Raw genomic sequence first — 26,408 nt, forward strand, 5'->3', positions numbered from 1 at the left:
AATCCAAATAGTTGGAGGCTGCTTATGAAATCCGTCCTGTTATCGACCCTTTGTGCCAGCGTATCGGCCAGCCTGCTGATCGCTACCCCTGTTTCTGCGCAAGACAGAAATGTCGGCAAAAGAGTAGACCGCCTCGAGCAGGAAATGAGGGCTGTGCAGCGCAAGGTCTTTCCGGGCGGTTCATCGCGCTTCTTCGAGCCGGAAATAAAACCCGACGCTGAGACGCCAACAACGCCAGCGACAACCAGTTCCGCGGTATCTGACCTGATCGCGCGGGTGGACGCTCTGGAACGCAGTCTTGCGACACTTACCGGCCAGGTGGAAGAAAACGGCTTTCGGTTGAAGAAAATCGAAGATAAATTGGCAGCAGCAGAGGTTCCGCCGGTCAGCACAAATCCGGGACAATTGTCTGCGATACCGTCCGGTGCACCTGATGCGGAAAACACACAAACAACCGCCACGCCCGATCCAGAACGCGTTACCGGCGTTGAGTCGATCGTGATGCCCGAAACCGGTGATGCCGGCGAAGATGCCTATATTTATGGCTACCGGCTGTGGGAGGCGAAATATTATCCCGAAGCGCAAGCGCAGCTCAAAAAAGCTGCTACCGATCATTCCGAACATCGCCGCGCCAGTTTTGCCAAAAACCTATTGGGACGCGCCTATCTGGATGACGGTAAACCGGCGCTCGCCTCGGTTGCACTATACGAAAATTATCAGGAATTGCCGCGCGGCGAACGCGCACCCGACAGCCTCTATTTCTTGAGCACCGCTCTGGTGCAACTCAACAAGAAAGCCGATGCTTGCCGCGTTCTTTCTGAATTGCAGGAAGTCTATCCCAGCGCGGCATCTGGCCGCCTGAGCGCACGTGTTACAAGAGGAAAGGCAGCGGCGGATTGCAGTTAAAAACCGCGCCAGACCAACTTAACCCATGACGGGCAACGCGCTTACCGATCGTTTTCGCAAAGCGGTAGTGGCGCTTGTTCCTGACTTTGAAAATGGCGATGCTACGTTGGGACTGGCAGTCTCTGGTGGGCCGGATAGTCTTGCGCTATTACTGTTGGCTCACGAGAGCTTTCCCGGTCGGATTGCTGCTGCCAGCGTCGATCATCAACTGCGCCCGGAAGCCCATGATGAATGCCTGTTTGTTTCCAAGTTGTGCGCAGAGCGAGAGATTCCTCATAGGATATTAAAGCCCTCCACTCCCATTCGTGGAAGCATACAGGCGGAGGCACGCAAAATGCGCTATTCCCTGCTCAATGGCTGGATGGAAAATAAGAATATCGCTTGGCTGGCAACGGCCCATCATGCCGATGATCAACTTGAGACGCTAGTCATGCGAATATTGCGCGGCAGCGGCATAGACGGCATGTCCGCGATCCGGTCAAAACGTGGGCATGTCATTCGCCCGTTACTTCCTTTTTCCAAGGAAATGCTGGTCGAGTTTGTCATCACTCAGGGTATCAAACCAATTGATGATCCGTCCAATAAAGATCAGAGTTTTGACCGTGTTCGTGTGCGACAAGCACTGTCGCAGCTATCCGGCTTTGATGTGGGACTGGCCAGCCAAAGTGCGGCAGCGCTGAATGATGCGCGCACTGCAATCCACTGGATGGTCGACGAATTGGCGGCAGTCCATATCCAAAAAACGAGTGAAGGCTGCCAGCTCAATAAACATGACTTTCCCCATGAAATTGTCCGACGGCTATTGCTCAAATGCCTGCATGTCTGCGATCCGGCCCTTTCCCCGCGTGGCAACCAGTTAGAGCCGCTGATTAAGGGTCTTATGCAAGGTGAAACGCTGACTATCGGAAATATCTTGTGCAAAGGCGGGTTAACCTGGACCTTTGCTCCTGCGCCAAAACGGAACAATAGCTAAATATTTCAACGTTTTGACGGCATATCCAGATATACGATCAGGGTGATCAGTAAAAACATTGCCGCTTATATTGTTATCCCGCGCAAAACCCCTATCTTTAAGGGATAGATTCGGCGGCGGTCTAAACCGGCGACACCAACACAGGACGTAATACATCATGAATGACGAACAGGATCCCAAGGAAAATCCGTGGATGAAAAGTATGCTCATCTGGGCGGGCGTAATCGTCGCCTTGTTGCTCACGGTTTCCATGTTCGGCGCTGGCGCTGGTGCGGACTCAGGCGATGCGATCAGTTACTCCTCTTTCCGTGCGAAAGTTGCTGAGGGCAGCGTCGAGAAGGTTGCAATTGCCCCAGATAAAATCACGGGCGAGCTCACTAATGGTGACAAATTCGCAACCACACCGGTTGGTAATGATCCCAGCCTCGTCAAACTGCTTGATGAAAAAGGCGTTGAATATAGCGGTCAGGCAGAAGAAAGCCCGAGCATCTGGCAATATCTGTTGATCCAGTCGCTTCCGTTCCTGCTCATTCTCGGTATCGCCTTTTTCGTATTGCGTCAGATGCAAAAAGGCAGCGGTTCCGGCGCGATGGGCTTTGGCAAATCCAAGGCCAAAATGCTGACCGAAAAGCAAGGCAAGGTGACATTTGAAGATGTTGCCGGCATCGATGAGGCACGCGAAGAACTGGAAGAAATCGTCGAATTCCTTAAAAATCCAAGCCGTTTCTCCAAGCTTGGCGGACAAATTCCAAAAGGCGCTTTGCTGGTTGGCTCGCCCGGTACCGGTAAAACTCTACTCGCCCGCGCTATTGCTGGAGAGGCAGGCGTACCGTTTTTTACCATTTCCGGCTCCGACTTTGTAGAAATGTTCGTCGGTGTTGGCGCTAGCCGCGTCCGTGACATGTTTGAACAAGCCAAGAAAAGCGCGCCTTGTATCGTGTTTATTGATGAGATTGACGCCGTCGGCCGTCATCGTGGTGCCGGGCTTGGTAACGGCAATGACGAACGCGAACAGACATTAAACCAGCTTTTGGTTGAGATGGATGGTTTTGAAGCCAATGAAGGTATCATCATCATCGCTGCGACCAACCGTCCTGATGTCCTCGACCCCGCGCTGCTGCGTCCGGGGCGTTTTGACCGCCAGGTTGTTGTTCCGCATCCCGACATCGAAGGCCGTGAGAAGATTCTTCAAGTACATATGAAAAAAGTACCTTTGGCCCCTGATGTGGATGCACGCACGATTGCGCGCGGCACACCGGGTTTCTCTGGCGCCGATCTCGCCAACCTCGTTAATGAGGCTGCCTTGATGGCTGCCCGGCGCGGCAAGCGTCTCGTCGCGATGGATGAGTTTGAGACCGCCAAAGACAAGGTCATGATGGGCACCGAACGTAAATCCATGGTGATGACCGAGGACGAGAAGAAAATGACCGCTTATCATGAAGCCGGTCATGCGATTGTCGCGGTTCATGAGCCTGCGTCTGATCCGATCCACAAAGCGACAATCATTCCGCGCGGTCGTGCGCTGGGTATGGTGATGCGCCTGCCGGAACGGGACAGCTACAGCTATCATCGTGACAAGATGCATGCGAATATGGCGGTATCTATGGGCGGCCGTGTCGCCGAGGAAATCATCTTCGGTTATGACAAGGTATCGTCCGGCGCCTCTGGCGACATTCAATATGCCACCAAATTGGCCCGAGACATGGTCACCCAATGGGGTATGTCGGACGAAATGGGACCGTTGCAATATGAAGAGGAGCAAGGCGAGACCTTCCTTGGCTATTCGCAATCCCAACGTGCCCATATGTCTGATGAAACCGCCAAGAAGATCGATAGCGAAATTCGCGGTTTGGTTGATGCGGGCTATGACCGGGCAAAAGATGTACTTACCAAGCATGAAGATCAGCTACACCTGCTGGCCAATGCCTTGCTCGAATATGAAACCCTGTCTGGCGATGAAATTGACTCGCTGGTCGAAGATGGAAAATTTGAACGCCCCGATGGCGACGTGGTCAAACCATCTTCCGTTCCAACCATCGGAACATCAATTCCGAAAGCGGGCAAGAAACGTAAAGGCCCATTTGGCGATCCAAAGCCGCAAGGGGCTTAATGACCATAGTAGCAGATTTTATTCTCGTTCCTATGGCCAGTATTTCATTTTGCTAAAGCGATCGGGCAAGGTTAATTTTTTGTTTATTTTTGTTCGCCGTTGTGCAATGCACAAATCGAAGATAGAAAAAGGGGCCTTAATATGAAAAAATATCTTGCGATAGCTACTTTGGCGGCATTGGCTTTGCCAGCTACTGCTAATGCAGCATCAGTTCTCGAAACACAGGCACAAACAAGCAGTGGCCAATTGTTCTCCTATAGTTTTAGCGGGCTAGGTACACCTACAGGGCCGGGTTCAATTACGATTACCGCACGCGGAGACTATACATTTGGTTTTCCTCAAATTGAGTCCTTGGACTATGATATAGAAGGCTTGCTTACCGGCAATCTTTCCCTTGAATCGGCGGATACAACCACTGCATTCTCTTTTGATGACAATCAGTTTTCGTCGACGTTCGCCCTATCTCTTGCAGATTTCCAAACTTTGACGGCAGACGGTGTTATCGACATAACATTAGACCTGTCGGACGGAGTTAATCTCTTCAATCCAGACACGGCATTTACATCCGTTGGCGTAACATTGGAATCCGTTGGTGCTGTTCCAGAACCAGCAAGCTGGGCGTTGATGATTGGTGGATTTGGATTAGTTGGTGGTGCGATGCGTCGTCGTCGCAAAGCAAATGTCAAAGTAGCTTTCGCCTGATCGAACTGAAATTGTTGACCGGGACACCGCGGCTGGATCGCCAGCCTATTGGTTGAGCAATTCACCCAACATTCACAAAAATTAACACAAAAGGCCTCTGTCGATATCGACAGAGTCCTTTTTTCATGACGCTAACCATTCGGTGCATCGCCACAATCCTGTTTCTATCATTGACGATACCGGCTTCCGCCATGCCTGTCTCCGAATTTCTGCCTAAGGCTGACAAGCTAATGAACGCCGGAATGGGCGCGATGTTCTCGAAACATCGCAAGCCGGTTATGGCTGAAATGAAAAAAGTCACCAAAGGCTATCGCGCGGATATAAAAGCCGCACGCGCAGCTGGGATAAAAACATCCAGCTGTCCGCCGCCGAAAGGAAAAGGCAAGCTCAATGGGAAGGAATTTCTCGCGCATCTCAAAACCATTCCGGTGGCCCAACGCGATATAGAAGTGAAGACCGCCTTCCACGGCTTCATGAAAAAGAAATATCCATGCTGAAGAGCATATTAACTTGATAGAAAACAGGCTTTCCTGACAGATGCAAACTGGCCCTGCGCCCGCGCGCAAGGCTCGATAAATTCTGGTGTGATTTGTGTGAACTTTAGATTTCCGTCACCGGATCCTTGCACCCATTCCACATAACTGCGAGAAAAGCCTATGTCCTTTCTCGAGCAATATGAAGCCATAATCAGGCTGACAGTCTTCGCGGGTATATTCCTGATCATGGCGCTGCTTGAGATCGCAATGCCGCGCAAACAACGCGTCCTTGCCAAAACCATCCGCTGGTTCACCAATATCTCGCTTGTGATTGTCAATACACTGACCTTGCGCCTGATCATGCCGATACTGGCGGTCGGCATGGCTGACTATGCTGCGGCGCGCGGTTGGGGTATATTAGTTTTCGTCGATCTACCGCTATGGATTGAAATCATCATCGCGTTCCTGCTGCTCGACATGCTGATCTATGCCCAGCATATCGCCTTCCACAAAATCCCGATCCTGTGGCGTTTTCACAAGGTCCATCATGCTGACCGTGATCTTGATGTCACCAGTGGCGCACGATTTCACCCGATAGAGGCCGTCTTTTCGATGGCCTATAAACTGCTCTGCATCGTGCTGATCGGACCAGCGGCTTTCGCCGTATTTCTGTTTGAAGTCGTGCTCAATGGCGCCTCGATGTTCAATCATGCTAATGTGCGACTACCGCTTGGCTTTGACCGGCTACTGCGTTTATTCATTGTAACCCCTGACATGCACCGCGTGCATCATTCGGTCATCGAACGGGAAACCAACAGCAATTACAGTTTCTTCCTGACCATCTGGGACCGGATATTTGGAACCTATATTGCCCAACCGGAAAAGGGACATGACGCGATGACAATCGGCCTGTCGGAATATCAGGATAGCAAACCAGCTAATCTTATCTGGAGCCTGATTGTACCATTTGCGCGCAATCGGAGCACCAAAACAAAAACAGGCGACAACTCTATCGAAGAGCGCCGCCCGGTTTTTAAATCAGATTGAAAGGTCGCGTGTTAGCGCCGGCCATATTCGTTTGATACGCCCGCACTGCGTGGCGGAGCCGCAGCCGTAAGGCGAAGCGCCTCAGCAGACTGGCTGATCGAGCCAATTTCATCTGGCGTATCGTCATCGTCAATCTGCACTTTCTGCAGCGACTGAACGAGGCTTTCTTCGAGATCCTTTGGCTTGATCGTTTCTTCTGCAATTTCACGCAGCGAAACAACCGGGTTTTTATCACGGTCGCGATCAATCGTCAGTTCAGCGCCGCCGGAAATCTCACGGGCACGCTGCGCTGCAAATAAGACCAAATCAAACCGATTGGTGACTTTATCAACGCAATCTTCAACGGTAACGCGAGCCATAAGGCGCTCCTGATTCTCTAAAATAGGTGAAATGAGGCTTGCATCTAGGGATCATGCCCCGTTTTGTCAACAAAATGGATCGTCTCACCGATGCCTGGCCCGGTTAAGCAATTGTCCGTTCAAGGCTAATAATCTATGTTGAAGCGCATGGACCAAGTTCCTCCCAGCCATGCCAATTCCATTGGTAACCCATCACAAATAACGGATGATCAAAAATGGTTTGATGTTGATGGCAACAAACTCAAGTTAATTCGCGAAGGGTCAGCACGCCTCAAAGCGCTGACCGACATTATCGAGCAGGCGAAAAAGAGCTTGAGCCTCTGCTTCTACATGTTTGAAGATGACGCTGTCGGGACGTTGATCCGAAATATGCTGATCAAGCTATGCAAACGCGGAGTCTCAGTGGAGCTGATCATCGACAGCTTTGGTTCCAATGGTGCGCCGACGGGGTTCTTCGATCCATTTATTCAAGCCGGCGGCCAGTTTGCCATTTTCAGCCCAAGATTTTCAACCAGCTATTTCGTCCGCAATCATCAGAAAATCGTTATTGCTGACAATTCCCGCGCGATGATCGGTGGCTTCAACATCACTGACGAATATTTTGATCGACAATCCGGCTTAGAAAATAGCACGGTTGATGAGACAAGTTGGGAGGATTTGGGCGTTGTCATTCATGGTCCAGAAGTCCGCAATCTCGCCGACTATTTTGAAAAACTGTCCGGTTGGGTACACCAGAATAATGGCAATATCCGATTGTTGCAGAAAATGGTGCGCGGATGGGATGCTGGCGACGGCAATTTTCGTTGGCTATTGGGAGGGCCTAGCAATCGCCTCAGCCGCTGGGCTGCTGCGGTAAAAAAAGACCTCGAAACCGGCGAGCAACTGGATCTGGTCAGCGCCTATTTCTCACCGGGCCAAGGTCTTTTGCGGCGGATCGCCCGCTTGTCAAAACGGGGCGGGCGGAACCGGCTCATTCTGGCAGGCAAAACTGACAATGGCGCCACCATTGGGGCAAGTCGTCTGCTATATGGCTATTTACTCAAACGCGGGGCCTGCATTTACGAGTATCAGCCCCGGCGACTACATACCAAAATGATAATAATCGACGATTCTGTTTACATCGGATCGGCCAATTTTGACCTTCGTAGCCTATTCATCAATGTCGAAATAATGGTACGGATAGAAGACGAAGCCTTTGCCGACCATGCACGCCTTCTTGTTGACAATATATGTGGTGACGCCCTTCCGATTTCCAAGCAACTGCACAAGGCACGAAGGGGGTGGATCAACCGGCTGCGCTGGACCTTATCCTATTTTGTCGTGAATATATTGGATTACTCAGTGACCCGGCGTTTCAATTTTGGGGTAAAAAAATAATCGATCATTTCGTCGCACACGCAGAATCGTTCGTCGCAAACATTGGTTTTGGCTCTGTTCAGGCAGAATCGTGTACGTAAAGCGATAGTTTGTAGTCGATATTACCGGCAGATTATTTTGACCGGGAACATCTCAACAGGGATCGGTAATAGTTTATGGTATTCGCACGGTTTGTGGTCATTCTCTTTGGTGTAAGTATCCTGACCGCCTGCGTGGCTCCGTCTCAGGGGCGACCGGTGGTTTCAAACGACCAGCGGGAAACACAGCGTCCACGCTACGACAATCCTCCACCGAAACAAACATATACACCGTCACGAAATCAACCTGACCCAGCCCTTGAAAAAGAAGTTGCTGATTTATGGCGCAGTTTCCCTGGGAAAACGGGCATCGCTATTAAAAGCATCGATGGCGGCTGGAGCATCGGTCATCGCGCCGATCAAAATTTCCCTCAGCAGAGCGTGTCAAAACTCTGGGTTGCAATGACCCTGTTGGACAAAGTCGATCAGGGACGTGTGTCACTTTCTGATGCGATCCAAATTGGCCCAGATGATCTGACTCTGTTTTATCAGCCGATGGCAGCAGAGGTGAAACGCGAAGGCAGCGTCGTAAAAAGCGTGTATACATTACTCGAAAGAGCTCTCGCCTATAGTGACAATACCGCAAATGATGCACTATTACGCCATGCTGGCGGGCCAGATGCAGTCAATGACTTCATTCGCCGACAACGCCTAGGCAAGATAAAATTCGGCCCCGGCGAACGGTTGATGCAGAGCAAAATTGCTGGACTGAAATGGAACCAAAGCCTTTCCCAAGGACGTAAATTTTATACCGCACGAGCAAATTTGCCGCTTGAAACGCGCCGAAAGGCATTGGCGGATTATCTTGCCGATCCCATAGACGGTGCCAGCCCGGGTGCCATTGTGGGTGCTCTCGATCAGCTTGCGCGCGGCGAATTGCTGTCGGAAAACTCCACCCAATTGCTGCAATCTATTTTAAAACGGACCCGCAGCGGGCCAAAACGCTTGAAAGCGGGCGTACCAGCTGGATGGGAGTTTCTTCACAAAACCGGCACAGGGCAGATTCTGGGCGCCGTATCAACGGGCTATAATGATGTGGGTATTATGACGGCACCGGACGGAAGTCGCTATGCTGTCGCAGTCATGTTGGGTGATACCACAGCCTCTGTGCCAGAACGGATGCGGTTGATGCAGTCGGTTACGCGCGCTGTTGGCCGATATCACCGGCGGTAAATCGGCCAAAGTTTATCATTGTGATCAAGGTTGCTGAGTAGCTTTTTCACTCGATGGCTCTTCCGGCGAGGCATTGCGCTCATCAAGCATCTCGGCGGCCTCATCCAATGCTTGGGCTTCTCCAACCGTTACGCCGCCTGGACCAGGATCATTCTGAGCAGGTCCGCAAGCCACCAATGATAACAAAGCTATATAGCCAACATGTCTTTTCATCATAATCTGCACCTTCAACGCTGAATAAAAAAAGGGCCACCCAAAAGGCGGCCCTTTCTTAAAATATGTCAAAAAGGCCTATTCAACTGCGCGTTTTGCAGCATCTGCGCCTTTTTCGATCAGGTCGTTAGCTGCGCCCTTTGCGGCGTCCTTAGCAGCATCTGCTGCAGAACCAGCGGCTTCGCCAGCTTCTTCAGCAGCGCCTTCAGCGGCATCTGTAGCTTCTTCGGCAGCGCCTTCAGCAGCTTCGCCAGCTTCTTCAGTTGCTTCAGCAGCAGCTTCGCCCATGGCGTCTGCAGAACCTTCAGCAGCAGACATCGCGTCGTCAGCAGCTTCTTCAGCTGTTGCTTCCGTGCCTTCTACAGCTTCTTCAGCACCAGCTTCTGCATTGTCAGCAGCACCGGAACAAGCGGCCAAGCCAAGTGCGCCAGCAAGAACGATAGATGTTGTAACTTTTTTCATTGGGTAAACCCTCTAATTTATTCCTCAAAAAACCAAGTAAACAGCTGATAAACTCCCTCAAACTGCTTACGGCCACGTGCTTTAGCTGTATGGAAAAAGGATAGCAATGGCGAACATTCTTACCCCATGATCCAGTGAGACTTTTTTTTGTAACATTTTGAAAAATACATATTCAAACTAAGCGAATCTAATAGATTGACTACATATAAAGAATTCTTTATATGATTTGTCAAATGAATGACCTCCTCACCATATTCAGAGCTTTGGCAGACCCTACACGGGTTCGAATCATGCTTCTGCTACTTAACATGGAGCTCGCCGTCGGCGAACTCGCTCAGATTTTAGATCAAAGCCAACCGCGAATTTCCCGCCATATCCGAATTTTGGATGAAGCCGGTCTAGCAGAACGTCGAAAAGAAGGGAGCTGGGTTTTTCTGCGCCCAGGGAAGGCACCGCAGCTTGAGATATTACGTCGTTTGTTCCGGTCTGATGATGTTATATCATCCAAACAAGCCCTTGCCGACCAGGTACAATTGTCACTTGTCCGAAAGGCCAGGGCCGAAATGGCCGAACGCTATTTTGAGGCGCATGCTGAAGAGTGGGATGCAATCCGATCGCTTCACCTGCCAGAAGACGATGTTGAACAGGCAATGCTGGCCCTTCTGAAAGATATCGATTTAGGCCATATGCTCGATATCGGCACGGGAACTGGCCGGATGGTTGAGCTGTTTGGGCCGAATTCGCAAAGAGTCACCGCGCTCGACAAGAGCCCTGAGATGTTGCGTCTGGCTCGCGCGAAATTGCTGGGGAATGAATCCGACCAGACCGACCAAGCGGTTTTGGCACGTAAGACAGAACTCAAACTCGGTGATTTCAATAATTTGCCTGTTGACGATGGACAAATGGACAGCGTTCTTTTGCATCAAGTACTCCACTATGCACAGCATCCAGAAGCGGTGCTCACAGAAGTATCAAGAGTAGTTCGTAAGGGCGGCACGGTGATGATCACAGATTTTGCCCCCCATGATCACGAAGAGTTACGGACCGCCCATGCCCACGCCCGGCTGGGTTTTTCTGATGATAGCATGAAGCGGTGGTTCACCGCTTCCCAGATCGATATGGTGCAAAGCCGAACGTTGGATGGCGGCAAACTGACCGTCAAAATATGGGTTGGCCGGAAATCAGGGCTTTCTCAAATTCATTCAAGTAGCGACGCCGACCTATCCAACAATTTCCCGCAAAAAAGAGCGCAATTATGAACGGAAACAATAGACCCTTAGGCTTGACGGAACTGGAGGAAGCAAAACGGGCGCTGGACGTTCCGCTGTTTGCTGGATTGAACGGCGATGCGGATGTTTCGTTTGAATTTTTTCCGCCGAAGACGGAGAAGATGGAGCAGACATTATGGGACAGTGTGGTTACACTCGAGCCGCTTAATCCGCGCTTTGTATCCGTCACCTATGGGGCTGGTGGCTCAACGCGAGAACGGACGCATGCTACGGTTGCGCGGATCGCCAAGGAAACACATATTCCAGCTGCCGCCCATCTGACTTGTGTTGGGGCTAGCAAGTCGGAAATAGCCGAAGTCGCGCAATCCTATTGGGAAGCTGGTGTGAGACATATAGTCGCCTTGCGCGGTGATCCACCTGCGGAAGGGCAGGCGTTTGAACCGCATCCGGAAGGTTACAAAAGTGCCGCAGAGCTTGTTAAAGAGTTGAAGGATATTGCCCCTTTTGAGATTTCGGTGGCGGCTTATCCGGAGACCCATCCTGAGGCGAGTTGTCCGCAGACGGACCTGGACAATCTCAAGCGCAAGCTCGATGCCGGTGCAAGCCGCGCGATTACGCAGTTTTTCTTTACCGCTGAAGCGTTTTTCCGGTTTAGGGACGCGGCGACCGCCGCAGGGATTGACGCCGAATTGGTGCCAGGCATCTTGCCGGTATCGAATGTTGCCCAGACGCGGAAGTTTGCGGGTATGTGCGGCGCAGAGATCCCGGCGTGGATGAATGACCTGTTTGAAGGGCTGGATGATCACCCTTCGGCACGTCAGTTGATCGCGGCCACTGTTGCCGCGGAACTCTGCCGCAAACTTTATGCGGGCGGCGTCCGGCAGTTTCATTTCTACACACTTAACCGGGCTGAGCTCAGTTATGCAATCTGTCACTTGCTCGGCAAACGCCCCTCCGGCGCGGCACAGGAGCAAGCGGCATGACCAGTCCCGGTGATCAACTTCGCGCTCTGGCGGCAGAACGTATCCTCGTGTTCGACGGCGGCTACGGAACCGCGATCCAGGATCACGGGCTGGGCGAGCGCGATTATCGCGGCGCATTGGAGCTTACCGATGATCAGAAGGGCAATAATGACCTGCTCAGCCTGACGCGGCCCGATATTATCGAAGGCATTCACACCGCCTATCTGGAAGCGGGAGCAGACATTGTCGAAACCAACACGTTCAGCTCGACCGAAATCAGTCAGGCCGATTATAGCTGCGAGCATCTGGTCAAAGACCTGAACATTAAATCCGCCGAAATTGCCCGTCGAGCATGCGACAAAGCAGAGGCCAAAGATGGCAAAAAACGCTTTGTGGCGGGCTCCATCGGACCGACCAACAAGACTTTGTCCTTGTCCCCAGACGTCAACGACCCCGGCTTCCGCGAGATTGATTTCGACTATCTCAAAGGTGTCTATCGCGAGCAATGCGATGCCCTTATTGAAGGCGGCGTCGATTTTCTGTTGATCGAGACAATCTTTGACACGCTCAACGCCAAATGCGCTGGCATGGCCGCTCAGGAAGCCGCCGATGCCTGTGACCGGGATGTGCCGTTAATGATTTCAATGACGCTGACCGACCTGTCGGGACGCAACCTATCGGGCCATACGGTCGAGGCTTTCTGGCACGCCGTGCGTCACTTGAAGCCGCTGACCATCGGCCTCAACTGTTCCTTTGGCGCAGACCAACTGCGCCCGCATCTCGCGATGCTGACCAAAGAAGCGGACACGCTGATCATGGCCTATCCCAATGCTGGCCTGCCCAACGAACTTGGCGAATATGATGAAATGCCGGAGCAGACAGCCGCCCTTATCGGCGAGTGGCTGGATGATGGCCTCGTCAATATTGTCGGCGGTTGTTGTGGCACGACGCCGGAGCATATTGGCGCCATTGCCAAGGCGGTTGAAGGTGCCGAGCCGCGCGCTATGGCGTCGCCAGCTGTCCAAACCCGCCTGTCCGGCCTTGAACCTTTCACGATGGCTGCCTGATCCGTTCACCGGCACCTTGCAAAAGAAAATCTGTAAATGACCACACCCCCTTCTTCCGCGCAATTCGTCAATATTGGCGAGCGCACCAATGTCACCGGTTCTGCACGGTTCAAAAAGCTCATCCTCAATGATGATTATGAAGCCGCCGTCGAAGTCGCGCGGCAGCAAGTCGAAAATGGCGCGCAGATTATCGATGTGAATATGGACGAAGGCCTGCTTGACGCGGAACATGCGATGACAACCTTCCTCAAGCTCATCTCGGCCGAACCCGATATTGCCCGTGTGCCGGTGATGATCGACAGTTCAAAATGGTCGGTCATCGAAGCAGGCCTGAAATGCGTCTCGGGCAAACCCATCGTCAATTCCATCTCGATGAAAGAAGGCGAAGAGGAATTCTTGAAATATGCGCGCAAGTGCATGGCCTATGGCGCAGCAGTTGTCGTCATGGCGTTCGATGAAACCGGGCAAGCTGACACCAAGGAACGCAAGGTCGAAATATGCGTCCGTGCTTATGAACTGCTAACCGGTATCGGCTTTCCGCCCGAAGATATTATCTTCGATCCCAATGTATTCGCGGTCGCGACCGGGATTGAAGAACATCGCCGCTATGGGCTCGACTTTATCGAAGCCACAGAAGAGATTAAAAAGCGCTGCCCGCACGTTCATATTTCGGGCGGCCTTTCCAACCTATCGTTCAGTTTTCGAGGCAACGAACCCGTGCGCCGCGCGATGCACAGTGTATTCCTCTATCACGCGATCCCGCTTGGTATGGATATGGCGATTGTCAACGCGGGTCAGCTCGACATTTATGATGATATCGACCCCGAGCTGCGCGAACATTGCGAAGATGTCGTTTTCGACCGCCGCGATGATGCGACCGACCGGTTGATCACGCTGGCCGAGAAATTTCGTGGCACTGATAAAGCGGCGGAAAAAGCCGCTGCCGAGTGGCGCGGCTATGACGTGACCAAACGGCTCGAGCATGCGCTGGTCAAAGGCATTGATGCCCATATTATCGAGGATACCGAAGAAGCGCGCCTCAATATTTTCAATGCTGGTGGCCGCCCGATTGAGGTTATCGAAGGCCCATTAATGGGCGGCATGAATGTCGTCGGCGACCTGTTCGGATCCGGCAAGATGTTCCTGCCGCAGGTAGTGAAATCCGCCCGCGTGATGAAAAAGGCCGTCGCGCATCTCTTTCCCTATATCGAGGCGGAAAAGGAAGAAGGCGCGAAGGGCAAAGGCAAGATCATCATGGCGACCGTCAAGGGCGACGTGCATGATATTGGCAAGAATATTGTCGGCGTCGTGCTGCAATGTAATGGCTTTGAGGTGATAGACCTCGGCGTAATGGTGCCCTGGACCGATATTTTGAAAGCCGCCAACGAAAATGACGCGGACATGATCGGTCTGTCGGGCCTGATCACGCCCTCGCTGGATGAAATGGTCACGGTTTCGGAAGAGATGGAGCGCGCCAAGATGACCATGCCGCTGCTAATTGGCGGGGCTACCACATCAAAAACCCATACAGCCTTGCGTATTGAACCCGCCTATTCCGGTCCTACTATCTATGTGCTCGACGCCAGTCGGGCAGTCGGTGTCGCCTCACAATTGGTCAGCGATACACAGGCAGAGGGCTTCGTCGCCAGCACCCGTGAAGATTATGAGCAAGTTCGAATAGCCCGCGCTGGCAAGACGGCGAAGAAGCTCGCCTCCCTTAATGAGGCCCGCGCCAATGGTGCTGCCTTGGACATGAGCAAAAAACCTCCTGCCCCCAAAAAACCCGGCCTGCATGTCTATGACGACTGGGATCTGGCGGAGCTACGCGACTATATTGACTGGACACCGTTTTTCCGTGCTTGGGAACTGGCTGGGACATATCCGGCCATCCTGACCGATGAAGTGGTGGGTGAGAGCGCCAGCGATCTGTTTAAAGATGCACAGGCGATGCTCGATACGATTATCGCGGAGAAATGGCTAACCGCGAAAGGTGTCGCAGGCCTATGGCGAGCACGCCGCGATGGTGATGACATCATGGTTTCACCCGAAAATGACGAAATCGCCCTGCCCATGCTGCGCCAACAGGTCAGCAAGCGAGCGGGCAAATCGAACAACTGCCTCGCCGATTTCATTGACACCTCCGATGACTGGATGGGCGGCTTTGCGGTCACCGCGGGTCACGGCATTGACGAACATGTTGCCCGGTTTGAAGCCGACAAGGATGATTATAACAGCATCCTAATCAAGGCGCTGGCCGACCGGCTGGCTGAAGCCTTTGCCGAGCGTATGCATGAGCATGTCCGCAAGGATCTGTGGGGCTATGCAGCGGATGAAGATCTCAGCAACAAGGCGCTAATAAAGGAACAATATCAGGGCATAAGGCCAGCACCCGGCTATCCCGCCTGCCCCGACCACAGCCTCAAACCTATATTATTCGATATGCTGGATGCGACGACCCATACCGGACTAGAACTGACCAGTAGCTTTGCGATGACCCCGACAGCTGCCGTTTCTGGCTTTTATTTTGGTCATCCGGAAGCCGATTATTTCGGCGTGGCACGCATCAGCGAGGATCAGGTGGAGGATTATGCAGCGCGGCGCGATATTTCGCTCGATCGGGCGCGGCAGTGGCTGCGGCCCAATTTGAACGAATAAAGCCGACCTCTCTCGAGACCGGCCTTATTCTTCGTGACGATTCGATTGTTAGGCGTAGCTGACCTTAGTGGTCATCTTGCGACGACGGCGCATGGCTCCGCCAACCAGACCAAAACCGCCGATCATCATTGCCCAGGTAGCAGGTTCCGGAACCGCCGGAGCAGCCGTAAGCACACGAACATAATCGCCCGGATCCGACGCGCGGAAGTTAAGGTTCAGCCTGTCGCCAACCACATTGAAGCTATCCGCACTTTCCAGTCCGCGAAGAGCCACGCTGAGATAGTTGACATTGGGATTGCCCAACGACGCGTCGGTCAAGTCCATATCACTTTTGGCATCCAGCACGCCCAATATATCACCGTCAAAGTCGACATAGCCAATCGCTCTGCGACTCGGACCGGGATCAAAGAAGACATAATGGCTATTCACCACCGTGCCCGCAGCCAATCCGCCGACGGCAGCTGCCAACGTCACACTCTGTTGCTCATCAAAAGCAAAAAGATTGTTCGATTGTTGGTTATTATCACCAAGCGTAAAACCAGGTGCAGGATTAAGTTGTTGAAAAACACCGCCATTTGCTTCAGCAGATCCACCAGTAAGTTCGCCCATGACGATAGCGGCATTTGCAGTTCCGCTGGTAGCTAAGGCCGCAACCGCGGTGGCGGTTAACAGTAGTTTGTGCATTGTAATTTTCCTTTTGCGAGCAAAAAGCGCGCGTTACAATGCGACCCGATTCGGAGCTTTAACAAAAAAATAACCATATTGCTATGATCAGGCGCACAGCTGTCCTGTTCCGGGACTCCAGCCTCTGCCAATCTCAAATTTTGTGATGCACCGGAATGTTAACCGATATCACTCAATGTGCATATTTTTGGGACAGAGCGATAGCTGATATTGTGCCTGGTGCTCCAGAACGATATCAGAAAGCCATATTTCCCCGCTTTTCCAGGAGCTTCAGACGTGAAAATTTCGGCCCATATTCTTATTGCCGCTGCCTTGGCGACCGTCGCTAGCCCTGCGGCATTAGCGCAAAATCGCGCGCCTTTTACTGTCGCTGAAAACGGGCAGGGCTTCTACAAGCTTTCAGACGCAGTCGAGGCAATTGGCGCGCGTAGAGGCACCATCGCAATTGCACCGGGTGCTTACGGCGATTGTGCGGTCCAGACGGAAGGACAGATCACCTATCGTGCGGTGGTGCCCGGACAAACCATATTGGACGGCGGTATTTGCGAAGGCAAAGCCGCCTTGGTCCTGCGCGGTCAATCCGCCGTGGTCGATGGCATTATCTTCCAAAACCAGCGCGTTCCCGATGGCAATGGTGCTGGCATCCGTCTGGAACGCGGCAATCTTACGATTACCAATGCGCTGTTCCGTAACAGCGAACAGGGTCTGCTAACCGCCGATGATGTCAGTGGTAGCATCGTGATTGATCGTTCGACATTCCAGAGGTTAGGCCGATGCGACCGAGGGCTATCCTGTGCACACAGCGTCTATATTGGCGATTATGGTTCGCTCAGCGTTACAAACAGCCGTTTTGAAAAAGGCAGTGGCGGCCATTATGTCAAGAGCCGTGCGCCGCGTATCACCGTGACCAATAGCAGCTTTGACGACACACAAGGCCGCACAACCAATTACATGATCGACCTGCCCGCTGGTGCATCCGGCGCGATTAGCGGCAACGTCTTTGTGCAGGGCCAGAATAAGGAAAACTGGAGCGCCTTTATCGCGGTCGCAGCCGAAGGCAAAAAGCATAGTTCGGCCGGACTCAACATTCACTCCAACAGCGCATCTCTCGCCAAGGGCGTTGAGCGCAATACCTGGTTTGTCGCCGACTGGAGCGGCGATCAAATGCGGATTGCGAATAACAGATTGGGCCGCGGACTGACCCGCTACGAGAAGCGGTAGCGTAGAAATTACTGGCAGCTATCCCCCGGGCCACCATCAATATCGAGACAGCGTCCATCGGTTGCGTCCGACGGAAGGTCCACACCAATTACCGCCGCCAAAGTTGGTGCGATATCGACAGTTTGGACAGCAAGCGGTTGTTCAAAATGGCTCATACCCTTGCGCCAGAACAGGATCGGAACGCGGCGGTCATAATCCCATGGACTGCCATGGGTAGCGACATAGCCGCGCATGGCAGTCGCAATCGGTGTCACTGCTTTTTTCAGTAACACTATGAAATCACCCGACCGGTCAGGATGGAAAGACACGCGTGTACGCTCAGCCATTGTCCACTCCTCTACAGGTCCTCGCGGCATCGGCATCGCGGCGAGATCTGCTCCATCAAATACGGCATGGACCTGGGGATGATCGCTTATCTGCTTGATCGCCTCGGCCTTCACTCTGGCCTTGGTATCGGCATCCAGCGCTAGACTGACATAATAGTCGCCAAATGGGCTGTCGGCATAAAGCAGCGGTTCCTCACCGGTCAGGGACAGCGCCTGCTTGATCTGTGCACCGATATCTTTCGCATTAAGCTTGGGGTCGACCCGCTGCGCTTTGGGAACACCTTGCAGCGTAAGCCGTTCAGGCAAGTCATGGCCGCCATGATCGGCAGTGAGTACGACCAGATAGTCGCGATCCATTTTGTCCAGATCATCAAAAAATTGCCCAAGATTTCTATCCAGCTCGGACAGATTGATGCACATTTCAACGCCGCCAGTGCCAAAGGCATGACCGACATAATCTGTCGCGGAAAGGCCGACATTCAAGACATCAGTAAACTCAAACGTACCCAACCGTTCATCCGCGATCATCTTTGTCGCCAGCGCCAATATCGCAGCATCGAAATCTGGGGACGCGCGAAAGATACGCGCCCCATTTTCCGGCCGCTGAAACCGATAAGTACCAATCGGATTGTCAGCGCTAACCGGAATGGGCCGATTACGGGCTTCGCAATGCGCGGGCACGGCGATGGGCGCACGTGGTTTGGCCAGCATCGCCTTTAACTCTGCGTTAAATTTGGGCAAAGCGGGCAGCATCAGGCCGCCTTGTTTGGTTTCAAAACCCTCGCCGCGCCACCAGAACACCATGTCAGGTGCATTGCCGCCCATCATCAAGGCCGACCTATCTTTCCCAGCCACTGCCATATTACGGGAACCAGGAGATTTTTTCTTCAGGCGCTCGCCCAAGGTAGGAACGAGCAAATGCCAGGCAGATGCAACATAGTCACCCTGCATAGGGGCAGTAATGCTGCCGAAACTCGTGCCTTCAATCCGTTCGTCTTCTGCACAATAAACGGTTTTATCATCACGCTTTATACCTAAATCGATCCAGTTATTGGCGATGATACCCGCACGCCCAGGATGAACGCCGGTCATGATCGTCGCGTGCCCCGGACAAGTCTCAGTCGCAGCATGGCCTTGATATCCCGATGGGAAAACGGCCCCACCCGCCAGCCGTTTCAGACCGCCCGTGAAGGTGCTGCGATACTCGCTGAACAGATCAGACGAAAACTGGTCGACCGATATCGCAATCACAAGTTTCGGTTTGCCGGATTTTGCTTCGCTGTGATGTTCCGCATTGGCCGCGCTGGAAATTGCAATAAAAGCTATGAAACTTGTAACATATTTGATGAAGCGCACGAATAATCCCCATGGTATAAAGCGGCTATGGCAAGAGAGCCGCAGATAGCCTAACAGCGTTAAAGTTTAAATGGTGAGTTTTTATGACATCTAGCAGCTCTTTGCCGACCCTCCGGTCAGCTCAGAATATTCGAACAGCTTTGCAGGCCTTATTTGCAGCGATTTTCTTCGCCGCGTTGATGAGCATCAGCTCGGCCCAGGCGCAGGTTGATCTTAACAAACGCGAGCTCAACGTACCGGCCACTCTGGTCGCGGAATCAGAGCAGGTGCAGGCCGGGCAAAGCGTAACGCTGGCCTTTGTCATGAATCCCAAGCCCACATGGCACGGTTACTGGGAAAATCCGGGTGACGCAGGCATTGGCATGAGCTTTGACTGGAAGCTGCCGGATGGTGTGACCGCCGGACGGGCACAATATCCAGTGCCGGATAGACTGCTGATTTCTGGTATTATGAATTATATTTACAAGGGCGATTATGCCGTCCTCGTCAATCTCGTCGTGTCTGAAAAAGTGAAGCCGGGGCCACTCCCAATCTCGGTTAAATCCGAATGGCTGGCCTGTACAGATGAAGTCTGCGTGCCGGAACAAGACGAACTGTCGATCAATCTACAAGTGGTTGGGCCCGATGCCGCTGTATCGCTCAACAATGCATTTAACGACTATCGCGAAGCATTACCGCGCCAGTTGGGCAGCGCCGCAACCTTCACGGTAAAAGATGACCTGTTCCGTCTGTCCGTTCCCTTCCCTGCCAATATCGACGTTGAGACACCCTATTTCTTCATCAAGGAAGATGGGGTTGTCGACTATGCTGCACCACAAAAGGTCAACCGCGATGGCGATAGGCTGATCATCGAAACCGCCGCGCGCGGTGATGAACTGCAAAATATCTCCGGCGTCCTGAAAATCGGTCAGGGCATGGGGCTCTCCTTGAAAGCGTCCAGCGGTGATGTCGCGATGTCGGGCGTTCCGCTCAGCAGCGGAGGGGATAGCGGAAATTTTATTGGTGGTGGCGACCAATCTAACGCCTCCTTGCTGTTCATCGCCTTGGGCGGGGCCATTATCGGCGGCTTGCTGCTCAATCTGATGCCCTGCGTCTTCCCGATACTCAGCCTGAAAGCGATCAGTCTTGCCAAAGCGGGCGGCGATGAAGGCGTCGTGCGCCGTGATGCCTTGGCTTATACCGCTGGCGTTGTTGTTGTTGCGACGGCCTTAGGCGCATTGCTACTTGCATTGCGAGCCAGCGGAGCAGCGGTAGGCTGGGCATTCCAGCTGCAGGATCCGCGGATCATTTTCGTGCTGCTCTCATTGGTGACCGCCATCGGATTAAACCTCGCGGGGCTGTTTGAGCTGCCCAATGTCAATTTTGGCAACAAGCTCGCCGCAAAAGACGGCCCTGCCGGTTCCTTCTGGACCGGAGCGCTCGCTGCTTTTGTCGCGACCCCCTGCACCGGCCCGTTCATGGCGGCAGCCTTGGGTGCCACCATCGTTCTGCCGCCCATCGCGGCTCTCATCATTTTTGCCGGACTAGGTGTTGGACTGGCCTTGCCCTTCTTGCTCATCGCCTTCGTGCCCGCCATTCGCAACCGCTTACCTAAACCGGGCGCCTGGCTGGACAGCTTCCGCAAAACCATGGCAATCCCGATGTTCCTGACCTCCATCGGCCTGATCTGGTTGCTCGGTCGTCAAATTGGTGAAGACGGATTGGCACTATCGCTGATCTTCCTTCTGCTCGTCGCATTGATCCTCTGGTGGTTCGGCGGCGGTCAGATGAAAGGTCTCTCACGCGGTATGGTGACCACCGGCGCTCTGTTCGCTGCGATTATCGGCGGCGTGATGTTCCTGCCCAATGAAGAAGCAATGGATAGTCAGCGGGTGGCAACCGCCTCCTCCGCCACTTTGCCCAGTGAACCGTTTAGCGAGGCGCGATTGGCAGAATTGCGTGCTACCGATCAACCGGTCTTCGCTTATTTCACCGCCGACTGGTGCATTACTTGTAAAGCCAACGAAGCCGCCGCGGTCCAGCGTCAGGAAACCGCCGATGCTTTTGCCGCCGCCAATGTTGCGGTTTTGATGGGAGACTGGACCCGTCCTGATCCGGTAATCAGCAAGTTTCTCGAAAAGCACGGCCGCGCTGGCGTGCCCCTCTATCTCTATTATGCACCGGGCGAGGAACCTGTTATATTACCGCAGATATTGACGGTTGGGACGCTCACCGATCTGGTCACATAATTTGAAATTCACTATTTGGACTGAATAGAAAGAAGACCATCATGTTTTATAAATCCGCCATCACATCCGCAGCCGCGGTCGCCGCAATCGGCATTGCCATGCCCCTCGCCGCCGCTCAGAAAAATGGAGCGATTGCACAGGATTTCAAACTGACCGACATGTATGGCAAAACTGTGCAGCTCTCCAGTTTTCGCGGCAAAACCGTCGTGATGGAATGGCATAATCCAGGATGCCCATTTGTCGTAAAGCATTATGACAGCGGCAATATGCAAGCCACCCAGGCCGCCGCCGACAAGCAAGGTGTCGTCTGGTTAACGATCAACAGTGGTGCTCAGGGCAAGCAAGGTCATATGAAAGGCCCTGAGGCGCAAAAGCTCGCCAAAAAGCAAGGTATGAAGTCAGACCATTATCTGCTTGATGCCAAAGGTGTTGTTGGCAAAGCTTATGCTGCCAAGACGACGCCGCATATGTATATTATCGATGGTTCCGGAAAACTCGTCTATCAGGGCGGTATTGATGACAAACCCACCGCCAACAAAGCCGATATAAAGGGCGCACGTAATCATGTCATGGCTGCGTTGAATGAGTTAAAGGCAGGCAAAAGCGTCAGCGTTGCGCAGTCACGGCCCTATGGTTGTTCTGTCAAATATGGAAGCTGAATGCTGCAGTTGAAGCAGAGAGAAAAGTAGGGCCGTCGCGCGATACACAACCAGCGCGCCAGCCCTACTTCCCCAAAAGTCCGGCGGCTTACAACCCCCTGAAAGCCCCCGTAATACGGATTGCCGGACCTAAACTAAAATCAAAAAAACTAAATCTTGGTCAAAGGATCGAGGGACAGATTTAATACACAACACAAATCTGTCCCCCGCCCTTGTTCCGACGGCAAGCGACCCTGAGCCGCCGCCGGTCAAACACGTGACGTCAAACTAGTGACCTGTCAGGTTAAACTTCTTGGTGCCATTGGCGCCAACAAGTTCAATGCCCTTAGTACCTGACAGGCCAGAAAGCGGCATTGATTTCTCATATCGTTCGACCCCCATCGAAACATCATGATCATTTGCCGCGCGCGCTTCCCACGCTAACTCAATCTGCTGATATTCGGGCTTAGTGTCGCCCAATACCGGCAGTAGTCTTATATTCGCACCTGGTCTGGGTGTCGGACCCGAAACAATGAGGTACAGCCCCTGGCCCAAAGTCGGACCAGCCCGCAATTCGGCAGTGTCAAATACCGCTGCATTTACGCGAGCGGATTTCGCCGTCGCGGCAATAATGCCAGCATTCTTCTTTTCATCATTGTTCACAACAAGCTCCATAAGAACCTCTCTGTCCAAAACCGAGATGCTGACCGCGGCTCATCATTGTGGCCGGTGTTTCACTTTTCGTGTCAGTTCGTAACTACGCAACTTATGTAGGACTCTTTAGCCCAACTGAGCATGAACCGTCTTGTAAACTATTGTAACTATCCGTAAACTATTGAAATTATATTACAATTTTGCGTAATTTTATCGGCAAATCGCCGTTGCTCTCTTCAAAAAATGCTGCACTGCACAAAAATCGGGGAGAATCGATTCGCCCCGACTGTCTTTTTTAGATGTGATTCGCCGTCAATCAGGCGCCGGCAGCAGCGCTTACGCTGGTTTGCGAAACTTCATAACGAAGCGGTTGGTTTTGCCGCGCACCGATGGATCGAAGACATTTTTCTCCAGATCATCATCCGAATTGACGAACATATCGCTTTCCGTTTCCAGTACGAAGCCGGCTTTCTCAAAATCAGCTTTAGCAGTCGCTGGATCAATCCGATGGGTTTTCTCCACCACGGCTCTCGTGTCTCCGGCATTGCCGACATGATCTATCACCGCGACGATACCGCCCGGTTTCATGCCCGCATATAGCTTCGTCAAGAAAGCTGCTGGGTCCATCCGGGGGACCTTGAATTTTTCGCTTTCCCAATAGAGATCATGATAGATGAGATGCATCATGGCAAAATCAAAGCTGTCCGGTTCTGGTGTATAGTCCCCCAGCTGTGACGGCTTCAGCGAAACACCGGGTTGCCGCGTTGCGATTCCTGCCCACTTTGCTTTAGCGGCATCGCTGGATACAAATTGCGGAGGGTTTACAGCGACAACCGATCCTGCCGAACCAACGGCCGCGCCCATGACTTCGCTATAATATCCGCCGCCAGCAAAGATATCGAGCACCGCATCGCCGGTTTCCAAACCCATGAACGCCAGAGTTTCCGCTGGCTTACGACTGATATCCAATTTCACGTCGGCTTCGGTACGGCCGGGCGCAGCCACTGCAGCAGCAAAATCAGTTCCGCTTTGTGCTGTGCTATCTTGCGTGACGACCGCAGCTTGATTGCTATCAAAACCAGCGGCGCCAATTGCCAGAGCGGAAACCGCCAAGGCCATAAAAATCTTCGATTGCATCCTGTCTCTCCCCATTTCGTTATCTCAGCAGCATGAACCTTGCCCCTTTGACGATCAAGCCGAGCAGTGGTCGTTAGTCTATGAGAAGATGTCGTTGGTCGAGAATAGCAGACTGGTGACAATCACCACATCATCGAAGATCGTTCAGAATTTCCGCTGCGTCTTGCCATAGCGCATCTTGCGTGTACCCGGCTTGCCTTCCGTCGCCCTGCCCTTTGGCTTAGTCAGTTGCAGATCGGCGGGCAGACCCAATTCATCGGCCTCCAATTTGCGAATTTCATCGCGCAGCCGTCCAGCTTCTTCAAATTCCAGATCAGCCGCGGCATCACGCATGCGCTTTTCAAGGCTTTCTATATGACTGCGCAGATTGTGTCCGACGAGATGCTCGGTATCGTCATCAATCGGCACCGTAACCTGATCCTTGCTTGCCACATGAGCAACAATATCACCGATATTCTTCTTGATCGTCGTCGGGGTGATCCCGTGCAGCTTGTTATATTCTTCCTGCTTTTCCCGGCGGCGCCCGGTTTCATTGAGCGCCCGCTCCATTGAGCCGGTAACGCGGTCAGCATAAAGGATCACCCGGCCCTCCACGTTGCGTGCGGCTCGGCCGATGGTCTGAATCAGTGACGTTTCGGAGCGCAGAAAGCCTTCTTTATCCGCATCTAATATCGCGACCAGTCCGCATTCCGGAATATCCAGACCTTCGCGAAGTAGGTTGATCCCGACCAGCACGTCATAAACGCCCAGCCGCAAATCCCGGATCAACTCGATCCGCTCCAAAGTCTCGACATCACTATGCATATAGCGAACCTTCAGACCCGCTTCATGCATGAACTCGGTCAGGTCTTCGGCCATGCGTTTGGTTAGTGTCGTGACCAATGTGCGATAGCCTTGCTGCGCCACCTTCCTGCACTCGTTGATGAGATCATCGACCTGATCTTCGACCGGTTTAATCTCAACCGGCGGATCAATCAGTCCAGTGGGGCGGATGACCTGCTCGGCAAATACGCCGCCGGTCTGTTCCATTTCCCATGATCCGGGTGTCGCTGACACACTGACCGTCTGCGGGCGCATCGCATCCCATTCATTGAAACGCAGCGGACGATTGTCGATACAGCTAGGCAGCCGGAAACCATATTCGGCCAAGTTAATTTTCCGACGGTGATCGCCTTTTGACATCGCACCAATTTGCGGAACGGTCTGATGACTTTCATCCACAAACAGCAGCGCATTGTCAGGCAGATATTCGAACAATGTCGGCGGCGGTTCGCCCGGCAAACGGCCCGTCAGAAAACGGGAGTAGTTTTCAATACCGGCACAACTGCCGGTTGCGGCAATCATTTCGAGATCAAAATTCGTCCGCTGTTCCAGCCGCTGATGCTCCAGCAGCTTGCCTTCGCTCTCCAGCTCTTTCAGCCGCACGCCTAGTTCCAGCTTAATCGCTTCCATCGCCTGCTTCATCGTCGGACCAGGCGTTACATAGTGGGAATTGGCAAAAATCCGTACTTGGTTGAGGCTAGCACCCTTTTTGCCAGTCAGTGGATCAAATTCGACAATCTCCTCAATCTCATCACCGAAAAAGGAAATTCGCCAGGCCATATCTTCATAATGCGAAGGAAAGATTTCCAGATTGTCGCCACGCACCCGAAAGTTACCGCGCGCAAAGGCTTGATCATTACGTTTATATTGAAGCGAGACGAGCTTGCGGATGATATCGCGCTGATCAACAGCCTGCTCTTTTTTGAGATCAAAGATCATCGCCGAATAAGTCTCAACCGACCCGATACCATAAAGGCACGATACGGACGCAACGATGATCACGTCATCCCGCTCCAGCAGCGACCGGGTCGCGCTGTGCCGCATCCGGTCAATCGCTTCGTTTACCGAGCTTTCCTTTTCGATATAGGTGTCCGACCGCGCGACATAGGCTTCGGGCTGGTAATAATCATAATAGCTGACGAAATATTCAACCGCATTATTCGGGAAGAAACTCTTAAACTCACCATATAATTGTGCTGCCAAAATCTTGTTCGGCGCTAATATCAAGGCCGGGCGCTGGGTCTGCTCGATAATCTTGGCCATGGTAAAGGTTTTACCGGAACCGGTAACACCCAGCAGCACTTGATCCAGTTCGTCCTCACCGATTCCCTCAACCAGTTCCCTAATCGCCTCAGGCTGATCTCCAGAAGGTTCAAAATCACTGACGAGCTCAAACGCCCTGCCGCCTTCTGATTTATCCGGGCGAATGGGCTTGTGGGGAACGAAATTTTCGTCTGTTTCAGGCTCTGTCAAACCTTCTCTGATAACCAGTTTTGCCATGGCGATGATATGGAACAAAACGGGTCCATTGTCATCCCCCAATATCGCTGTCGT

Annotated in this window: 23 protein-coding genes; 15 read left to right on the forward strand and 8 right to left on the reverse strand. The window is 52.7% G+C overall.

Annotated elements, in window-relative coordinates:
• The first annotated feature begins 24 nt into the window (after window positions 1-24).
• The 6 genes from ABJM21_RS12800 to ABJM21_RS12825 all read left to right on the forward strand — a co-directional run bounded on the left by ABJM21_RS12800 (window position 25) and on the right by ABJM21_RS12825 (window position 6,214).
• Window positions 25-906: a hypothetical protein gene (locus ABJM21_RS12800; protein ID WP_348300373.1), complete on the forward strand. Its 882-nt coding sequence runs from the start codon at window positions 25-27 to the stop codon at window positions 904-906.
• Window positions 907-931: 25 nt separating this feature from the next.
• The gene (gene tilS, locus ABJM21_RS12805) at window positions 932-1,879 is read left to right on the forward strand and encodes a tRNA lysidine(34) synthetase TilS (protein WP_348300374.1); all 948 of its coding nucleotides are present in this window, start codon (window positions 932-934) and stop codon (window positions 1,877-1,879) included.
• Between the two features lie 157 nt (window positions 1,880-2,036).
• Window positions 2,037-3,989: an ATP-dependent zinc metalloprotease FtsH gene (gene ftsH / locus ABJM21_RS12810; RefSeq protein WP_348300375.1), complete on the forward strand. Its 1,953-nt coding sequence runs from the start codon at window positions 2,037-2,039 to the stop codon at window positions 3,987-3,989.
• 141 nt (window positions 3,990-4,130) lie between these two features.
• Entirely contained in the window at window positions 4,131-4,691 is a 561-nt protein-coding gene (locus tag ABJM21_RS12815; RefSeq protein WP_348300376.1) for a PEPxxWA-CTERM sorting domain-containing protein, read from the forward strand.
• 125 nt (window positions 4,692-4,816) lie between these two features.
• A complete protein-coding gene (locus tag ABJM21_RS12820) occupies window positions 4,817-5,188 on the forward strand; it encodes a hypothetical protein (RefSeq protein ID WP_348300377.1) in 372 nt (123 codons plus the stop codon).
• A 159-nt stretch (window positions 5,189-5,347) separates the two neighbouring features.
• Entirely contained in the window at window positions 5,348-6,214 is an 867-nt protein-coding gene (locus ABJM21_RS12825; protein WP_348300378.1) for a sterol desaturase family protein, read from the forward strand.
• 11 nt (window positions 6,215-6,225) lie between these two features.
• Here the strand turns inward: ABJM21_RS12825 and rpoZ are convergent, their stop codons facing one another.
• On the reverse strand, window positions 6,226-6,573 hold the full coding sequence (gene rpoZ, locus ABJM21_RS12830; RefSeq protein ID WP_108810948.1) for a DNA-directed RNA polymerase subunit omega: 348 nt from the start codon (window positions 6,571-6,573) through the stop codon (window positions 6,226-6,228).
• Between the two features lie 135 nt (window positions 6,574-6,708).
• Here rpoZ and ABJM21_RS12835 point away from each other — a divergent pair, with 135 nt between their 5' ends.
• Both ABJM21_RS12835 and ABJM21_RS12840 read left to right on the forward strand, forming a co-directional pair.
• Window positions 6,709-7,950, forward strand: a complete 1,242-nt coding sequence (locus ABJM21_RS12835; protein ID WP_348300379.1) for a phosphatidylserine/phosphatidylglycerophosphate/cardiolipin synthase family protein — start codon at window positions 6,709-6,711, stop codon at window positions 7,948-7,950.
• 155 nt (window positions 7,951-8,105) lie between these two features.
• Window positions 8,106-9,200 carry a serine hydrolase gene (locus tag ABJM21_RS12840; protein ID WP_348300380.1) on the forward strand — a complete coding sequence of 365 codons (1,095 nt, stop codon included), beginning with the start codon at window positions 8,106-8,108 and terminating at the stop codon, window positions 9,198-9,200.
• Between the two features lie 24 nt (window positions 9,201-9,224).
• On the opposite strand, the gene ABJM21_RS12845 is transcribed toward ABJM21_RS12840, so the two are convergent.
• Together ABJM21_RS12845 and ABJM21_RS12850 are read right to left on the reverse strand one after the other, a co-directional pair.
• Window positions 9,225-9,416 (reverse strand): hypothetical protein, encoded by a 192-nt coding sequence (locus tag ABJM21_RS12845; protein WP_348300381.1) that lies wholly within the window; start codon window positions 9,414-9,416, stop codon window positions 9,225-9,227.
• A 75-nt stretch (window positions 9,417-9,491) separates the two neighbouring features.
• The gene (locus ABJM21_RS12850; protein ID WP_348300382.1) at window positions 9,492-9,875 is read right to left on the reverse strand and encodes a hypothetical protein; all 384 of its coding nucleotides are present in this window, start codon (window positions 9,873-9,875) and stop codon (window positions 9,492-9,494) included.
• Between the two features lie 233 nt (window positions 9,876-10,108).
• Between ABJM21_RS12850 and ABJM21_RS12855 the strand changes: the two genes are divergently transcribed.
• The 4 genes from ABJM21_RS12855 to metH are packed head-to-tail and all read left to right on the forward strand — an operon-like array spanning window position 10,109 to window position 15,788.
• Window positions 10,109-11,134 (forward strand): metalloregulator ArsR/SmtB family transcription factor, encoded by a 1,026-nt coding sequence (locus tag ABJM21_RS12855; RefSeq protein ID WP_348300384.1) that lies wholly within the window; start codon window positions 10,109-10,111, stop codon window positions 11,132-11,134.
• The gene (gene metF, locus ABJM21_RS12860; protein ID WP_348300385.1) at window positions 11,131-12,087 is read left to right on the forward strand and encodes a methylenetetrahydrofolate reductase; all 957 of its coding nucleotides are present in this window, start codon (window positions 11,131-11,133) and stop codon (window positions 12,085-12,087) included. Before ABJM21_RS12855 ends, metF begins: the two co-directional genes overlap by 4 nt.
• Window positions 12,084-13,133 carry a homocysteine S-methyltransferase family protein gene (locus tag ABJM21_RS12865; RefSeq protein ID WP_348300386.1) on the forward strand — a complete coding sequence of 350 codons (1,050 nt, stop codon included), beginning with the start codon at window positions 12,084-12,086 and terminating at the stop codon, window positions 13,131-13,133. The genes metF and ABJM21_RS12865 overlap by 4 nt, the downstream gene beginning before the upstream one ends.
• 36 nt (window positions 13,134-13,169) lie before the next feature.
• Complete coding sequence (gene metH, locus ABJM21_RS12870; RefSeq protein ID WP_348300387.1) at window positions 13,170-15,788, forward strand: methionine synthase; 2,619 nt, start codon at window positions 13,170-13,172, stop codon at window positions 15,786-15,788.
• A gap of 48 nt (window positions 15,789-15,836) precedes the next feature.
• Here metH and ABJM21_RS12875 read toward each other — a convergent pair whose 3' ends face one another.
• On the reverse strand, window positions 15,837-16,472 hold the full coding sequence (locus ABJM21_RS12875; protein ID WP_348300389.1) for a PEPxxWA-CTERM sorting domain-containing protein: 636 nt from the start codon (window positions 16,470-16,472) through the stop codon (window positions 15,837-15,839).
• Between the two features lie 276 nt (window positions 16,473-16,748).
• Between ABJM21_RS12875 and ABJM21_RS12880 the strand changes: the two genes are divergently transcribed.
• Entirely contained in the window at window positions 16,749-17,693 is a 945-nt protein-coding gene (locus tag ABJM21_RS12880; RefSeq protein WP_348300391.1) for a right-handed parallel beta-helix repeat-containing protein, read from the forward strand.
• Window positions 17,694-17,701: 8 nt separating this feature from the next.
• On the opposite strand, the gene ABJM21_RS12885 is transcribed toward ABJM21_RS12880, so the two are convergent.
• A complete protein-coding gene (locus tag ABJM21_RS12885) occupies window positions 17,702-19,375 on the reverse strand; it encodes an alkaline phosphatase family protein (protein WP_348300392.1) in 1,674 nt (557 codons plus the stop codon).
• Between the two features lie 83 nt (window positions 19,376-19,458).
• On the opposite strand from ABJM21_RS12885, the gene ABJM21_RS12890 reads away from it, so the two are divergent.
• Window positions 19,459-21,603 carry a protein-disulfide reductase DsbD domain-containing protein gene (locus ABJM21_RS12890; protein WP_348300394.1) on the forward strand — a complete coding sequence of 715 codons (2,145 nt, stop codon included), beginning with the start codon at window positions 19,459-19,461 and terminating at the stop codon, window positions 21,601-21,603.
• A 41-nt stretch (window positions 21,604-21,644) separates the two neighbouring features.
• Window positions 21,645-22,262 (forward strand): thioredoxin family protein, encoded by a 618-nt coding sequence (locus ABJM21_RS12895; RefSeq protein ID WP_348300395.1) that lies wholly within the window; start codon window positions 21,645-21,647, stop codon window positions 22,260-22,262.
• 267 nt (window positions 22,263-22,529) lie between these two features.
• Here ABJM21_RS12895 and ABJM21_RS12900 read toward each other — a convergent pair whose 3' ends face one another.
• The 3 genes from ABJM21_RS12900 to uvrB form a co-directional block, all read right to left on the reverse strand.
• Entirely contained in the window at window positions 22,530-22,904 is a 375-nt protein-coding gene (locus ABJM21_RS12900; protein WP_348300396.1) for a hypothetical protein, read from the reverse strand.
• Window positions 22,905-23,231: 327 nt separating this feature from the next.
• Window positions 23,232-24,032, reverse strand: coding sequence for a methyltransferase (locus tag ABJM21_RS12905; protein WP_348300397.1), 801 nt, complete (start codon window positions 24,030-24,032; stop codon window positions 23,232-23,234).
• A gap of 144 nt (window positions 24,033-24,176) precedes the next feature.
• Window positions 24,177-26,354, reverse strand: a complete 2,178-nt coding sequence (uvrB, locus tag ABJM21_RS12910; protein WP_348300894.1) for an excinuclease ABC subunit UvrB — start codon at window positions 26,352-26,354, stop codon at window positions 24,177-24,179.
• Between the last annotated feature and the right edge of the window lie 54 nt (window positions 26,355-26,408).

This window comes from Parasphingorhabdus sp. (assembly GCF_039977335.1).
Lineage (GTDB): Bacteria > Pseudomonadota > Alphaproteobacteria > Sphingomonadales > Sphingomonadaceae > Parasphingorhabdus.